The following is a 4336-nucleotide window of genomic DNA, read 5'->3' on the forward strand; positions in this document are numbered from 1 at the left end:
GGGGGCCGCGTGCAAAACCCGCCCCGCGCCCCCACCCCCCCCCCCCCCCCCCCACAACCCCCCCCCCCCCCCCCCGGGGGCGGGGGGGCCCCCCCCCCCCCCCCGCCCGCCGGCCTTCCCGAAGGAGTTCACCCGCTGTGGCGCTGACCATCTCCCTGGTTTTCTTCGCCGGAACCCTCGTCGTGGTCCTGGTGCGCACCGGCTACCTGCGGCTGTGGCCCGCCCTCGCCGCCGTCCTGTTCGGCTTCTCCCTCGCCTCCACCGGTATCGCGCCCGCCATCAACAGCGCGATCAGCGGCGTCGCCGGATGGATCAGCACCCTCGGATAACCCGCCCCCGCACACCGATCGGAGCCCACCGTGGACCGCCCCCTGTTCGTCATCGACGAAGCCGCCACCGTCCTCGCCACCGACCCCGAGGCCCGCCGCCTGCTGACCCAGCTGCTGCTCGCCGGGCGCAAGAACGGCGTCCAGGAGCAGCCCGAGCCGGAGACCGGCCCGCAGGCCGCCCTGCGGCTGTGGCAGTACCCGACGCTCGCCGAACTCGAGGCCGCCGCCTACCGGCAGTAGCCCCGGGCCCCCGCTCCCCCACCTCTCGCGCCCTCCCCCGCCGCCCACGGCAGGGAGGGCGCGGCCGTACCCGAACGGAGACCACGATGGACTTCCACCCCACCGTCGGCCGCCCGATGTCCGACGCCGAGGCCGCCGCCGAAGCCAAGCGCATCATGGACACCAGCTTCCGGACCGAACAGCCGGGCCACTTCCCGACGTCGTACCGCGACCACTCCCCCGTGCCCGCCTACGGCGACACCCCGCCCGTGCCGCAGCCCGACCACCGGATCGTCCCAGCCTGGGCGGCCGGGATCGCGGTGGCTTCCATCGGCGTCGGCGCTGGGGTCACCGGCATCGGCTGCGGCGCATGGCTGGTCCTCCAGGGCCTCGCCTCCGTCAGCCTCGCCGGAGTCCTGATGGTCACCCTGCCGTTCGCGGGCCTGGCCATGGCCGCCTCGGCGATCGGAGGCGCGATCAACCGCGCCCGCTCCGCCATCAGCAAGAACGTCAACGTCTACGAGGGCCCGGTCACCATGCGGACCGAGATCAACAGCCACAGCACCACGCGCGGCATGTTCTTCGCCCGCACCCGCAACGACATCCACCACTGACCCCGGCACCCTGCGTCGTACTCGAACCCCACCCCGTACGGGCCGGGAGTCGAGTACGGGGCAGGCCGCCCGGAGCAGCCCGTGCGCTCAGTCGTCGTCCAGGTAGATCAGCAGGCGGCCGTACTCATCGACCTCCGCCTCGTAGATCACCCCGTCGACGATCGCGTGGTCGACGACCACCTCGTAGTCGTCCTCGTCGTCGATCCACAGCACGCCCTCGTCGTCCGTGAACGCCGGATAGATCACCCCGTCGGCGATCACCGACTCGAACTCCACCGCCATCGCGCCCCCTGTTGCTCCCTGGCCTCGCCCCAGCCTGTCGCACCACCAGGCCCGGCAACAGAGCCATGCCCATTCCGTCCGTCTCGTCACCGCCCTTGAAGGAGAAGCCCGACCGTGGCTGACCACAACGACACCGACCGCACCCCGAACATCCCCGGCCCGCGCCAGGAGCACCCGGCCGCCGGCCTCCCCGCGGCCGCGCCCCTGCTGCTCGAAGAACTCGACGACAAGCCGTCGCGCACGGAGGCCCTGCGCGCATGGTGGGCCGACGCCTGGACCGACGCGTGGCACGACTGCGGCGTCCTGCACGACCGCTGGGAGGACCTGCGCCAGGCCCCCGAGCTCGGCTGGCACGGCATGGCCAACTGGCTGAAGGCGGCGCTCGGACTCGCCGGGATCGCCCTTGTCATCCTGCTCCTGGACGGCGCGGCCGACGCCCTGGCCGCCATGCTGCACAGCCTGCTGACGGCCGTGCCCCGCGTCCAGGTCAGCACCGACACCTCCCAGGGCGTCTTCGCCGTCATCGACCAGCCGGTCCGCACGTACATCGCCGCGCACACCGTCTCCCTGCCGATCACCGCCGCCACCGTCTACACCGTCTGGCAGCTCGTCGGACTCTTCGGCCTGATCGGCGGCTTCGCACGCAGCAGCGGCGCCCGCATCACCTGGACCGCCTGGGGCGCGGCCAGCATCGCAATGGTCCACAGCGCAGCCCCCGCCGACGGCCGCACCATCGCCACCGGCCTCGCCGTCCTCGCCTGGACCGCCGCCTCCGCCTTCGCGCTACGCGGACTGACCCTGCGCCCGGCTTGCTTCACCCAGATCCACAACGAAGGCCACCAGATCGAGCCGCACATCCACCTCCCGGCCCCGGCCGCCCCGGACGCCGACGACACCCCGGACAACGTGCACCCCCTCCAGAAGCGCTGACCCCCGGCACCGCCACCGACCCCGAAAGGAACGCGATGAAGCTCGACAAGAACGAACTCTGGGCCGGTACCTTCCACGGACGCCACGACGGCGCCCCGGCCCAGGTCACCGCCACCCTCGACGACACTCGCCCCGAGCCGTACGCCTGCATCTGCACCTGCGGCGCGACCCGCAGCTTCCCGACCGCGGACGCCGTGTTCGACACCGCCTGGCGGCACACCCACCCCACCCGCCTCGAGCGGCTGCAGTCGTGGGCCACCCGCCTGCTGCGCCCCCGCACCGCCCGCTGACCTGACGCCCTAATCCGTTGTTAAGAGCGGTCCGGCCGGATGAGAAACGGGCGGACTGTTCGAGCGCCAGGGCTGTCACATCTGGCTCCGCCCGGGCTGCGACGCCTTCCCTTAGATCGGTGGGCAGGCCTGGTGCTCGTTGTGGTAGCAGTTGCGCGGGCGCCGGGCGAACGCCTTCGGTACATCCGGGCTTGAGCTCTCTTACGAGAGGGGCGGCGCCCGGCGCCTCGCAGCACAGCCACGGTGCCCTGATGGGTGTTGGTGCCTGTGGGTGCCGGGTGGACGCCTGCTGACGCCAGGATCTTTGAGGTCTCCCGGCTCGCCCTGGCCGAGGGGACACCGCTTCGCTGACCGCACCCGCGTCAACCACGCGACCGTCCACGAACTGCTGGCCGCTGGGCTCAGCCGGAGGGCGATCGGCCGCCAACTCCGGATGACCTCCCGCACTGTCAAGCTCTTGGCCGACGCAGCCACCCCGGAGGAACTGTTCCACGGGCAGTGGCAGGGCCGGCCATCCAAACTCGACGCCTTCAAGCCCTACCTGGATGACCGCTGGAACCAGGGCTGCACGAACGCCTGGAGGGTGTGGGAGGAGATCGTGCCGCTCGGCTATCAAGGCAGCTACCAGCGGGTTCGCGCCTATTTCCGGGAGAAACGGCTCTCGCAAGCCCCGTCACCGCTCGGCCGCCATCACCTCGTGTCGTCGCCGGATGGATCCTCCGCCGGCCGGAGACCCTCACCGAGACGGAGCACCTTCGACTCAAGGCTGTTCTCATCCACTGCCCTGAACTGAACGCCCTCACCGGCCACGTCCGCTCCTTCGGCCAGATGCTCACCGAACGCCAGGGCGAACGGCTGCCGCAGTGGCTCGATGACGTTCGGCAAGATGACCTCCCCGGCCTCCATACCCTCGCCGCAGGCATCGACCGCGACCGCGATGCAGTCATCGCCGGCCTCACCCTGCCCTGGAGCTCAGGCGTCGTCGAAGGCCACGTCAACCGAATCAAGATGCTCAAACGCCAGATGTTCGGCCGGGCCGGCTTCCATCTTCTCCGCAAGCGCGTCCTGCTCTACTCGTGAAGCACAGGTCAGACCGCATCATCAAGCAGCCCGAAGCTTTCCGGAAACTCTTTCAGGAACTCCCGGCGTGCGGGGTCGGACTCGGCTTCTGCCATCGTCCCGAGCAGACCGATCAGTTCGCTCCGTTGCTCGCTCGACAGCTTGCTGACCAGGTGGGCGACACCCTCCAGCACCTTGACGGCGTCGTCCGGATCCATCTGCTCGTCTTCACTGCCCTCGATGAACCACAGGACATCGACCAAGGCCGCGGCCAGGGCGTGAGTCAGAGACGGGTACACGGGCATGAAGGCGGTCTCCCAGCAGGTCACGGCAGCAGAGTCCGGCCATCCCACCACACACCACAAGCAGATCGCGCCGTTGCCCGGCCCGTACTGCCGCTCTAAGTCCCCTGACTTTTGTCCGCGGACAAAAGTCAGGGTCCCCCACCGCGTCTCCGCTCGCGCCCGTGCTCCCAGGGGTCGGGCGGCCCCCGCGCGCTCGCGCTAGGCTCCCGCGCGGGGGCCCCGCGGTGTGTTCGGGGGGCTCACTGGGGGGCCGGCCGCGCGCGCAAACGGGGGGGGCGGGCGGGGGGGGGGGGGGGGGGCGGGCCCCG

General features: G+C 71.2%; 9 protein-coding genes. 7 read left to right on the forward strand and 2 right to left on the reverse strand.

Annotation, left to right across the window (positions count from 1 at the left end; all coding sequences use genetic code 11):
* Positions 1 to 137: 137 nt before the first annotated feature.
* From ACFYOB_RS37120 to ACFYOB_RS37130, 3 genes are all read left to right on the forward strand, one after another.
* A complete protein-coding gene (locus ACFYOB_RS37120) occupies positions 138 to 329 on the forward strand; it encodes a hypothetical protein (protein ID WP_388568264.1) in 192 nt (63 codons plus the stop codon).
* A gap of 30 nt (positions 330 to 359) precedes the next feature.
* Positions 360 to 569, forward strand: a complete 210-nt coding sequence (locus ACFYOB_RS37125; RefSeq protein ID WP_388568267.1) for a hypothetical protein — start codon at positions 360 to 362, stop codon at positions 567 to 569.
* Between the two features lie 86 nt (positions 570 to 655).
* A complete protein-coding gene (locus ACFYOB_RS37130) occupies positions 656 to 1162 on the forward strand; it encodes a hypothetical protein (protein ID WP_388568270.1) in 507 nt (168 codons plus the stop codon).
* Positions 1163 to 1249: 87 nt separating this feature from the next.
* On the opposite strand, the gene ACFYOB_RS37135 is transcribed toward ACFYOB_RS37130, so the two are convergent.
* Positions 1250 to 1444, reverse strand: a complete 195-nt coding sequence (locus ACFYOB_RS37135; RefSeq protein WP_388568273.1) for a hypothetical protein — start codon at positions 1442 to 1444, stop codon at positions 1250 to 1252.
* Positions 1445 to 1558: 114 nt separating this feature from the next.
* On the opposite strand from ACFYOB_RS37135, the gene ACFYOB_RS37140 reads away from it, so the two are divergent.
* The 4 genes from ACFYOB_RS37140 to ACFYOB_RS37155 all read left to right on the forward strand — a co-directional run bounded on the left by ACFYOB_RS37140 (position 1559) and on the right by ACFYOB_RS37155 (position 3744).
* Complete coding sequence (locus tag ACFYOB_RS37140) at positions 1559 to 2374, forward strand: hypothetical protein (protein WP_388568276.1); 816 nt, start codon at positions 1559 to 1561, stop codon at positions 2372 to 2374.
* Between the two features lie 35 nt (positions 2375 to 2409).
* On the forward strand, positions 2410 to 2664 hold the full coding sequence (locus ACFYOB_RS37145) for a hypothetical protein (protein ID WP_388568279.1): 255 nt from the start codon (positions 2410 to 2412) through the stop codon (positions 2662 to 2664).
* Between the two features lie 457 nt (positions 2665 to 3121).
* Positions 3122 to 3457, forward strand: a complete 336-nt coding sequence (locus ACFYOB_RS37150) for a hypothetical protein (RefSeq protein ID WP_388568391.1) — start codon at positions 3122 to 3124, stop codon at positions 3455 to 3457.
* Positions 3439 to 3744: a transposase gene (locus ACFYOB_RS37155; protein WP_388568376.1), complete on the forward strand. Its 306-nt coding sequence runs from the start codon at positions 3439 to 3441 to the stop codon at positions 3742 to 3744. Before ACFYOB_RS37150 ends, ACFYOB_RS37155 begins: the two co-directional genes overlap by 19 nt.
* Positions 3745 to 3752: 8 nt before the next feature.
* Here ACFYOB_RS37155 and ACFYOB_RS37160 read toward each other — a convergent pair whose 3' ends face one another.
* Positions 3753 to 4052, reverse strand: coding sequence for a hypothetical protein (locus ACFYOB_RS37160; RefSeq protein ID WP_388568282.1), 300 nt, complete (start codon positions 4050 to 4052; stop codon positions 3753 to 3755).
* Positions 4053 to 4336: the final 284 nt, after the last annotated feature.

The organism is Streptomyces sp. NPDC006463 (assembly GCF_042870715.1).
GTDB lineage: Bacteria > Actinomycetota > Actinomycetes > Streptomycetales > Streptomycetaceae > Streptomyces.

Coding starts and splice junctions, on each gene's coding strand:
- ACFYOB_RS37130 (WP_388568270.1), top strand. CDS start 656: ATGGACTTCCACCCCACCGTCGGCCGCCCGATGTCCGACGCCGAGGCC.
- ACFYOB_RS37135 (WP_388568273.1), bottom strand. CDS start 1,444: ATGGCGGTGGAGTTCGAGTCGGTGATCGCCGACGGGGTGATCTATCCG.
- ACFYOB_RS37145 (WP_388568279.1), top strand. CDS start 2,410: ATGAAGCTCGACAAGAACGAACTCTGGGCCGGTACCTTCCACGGACGC.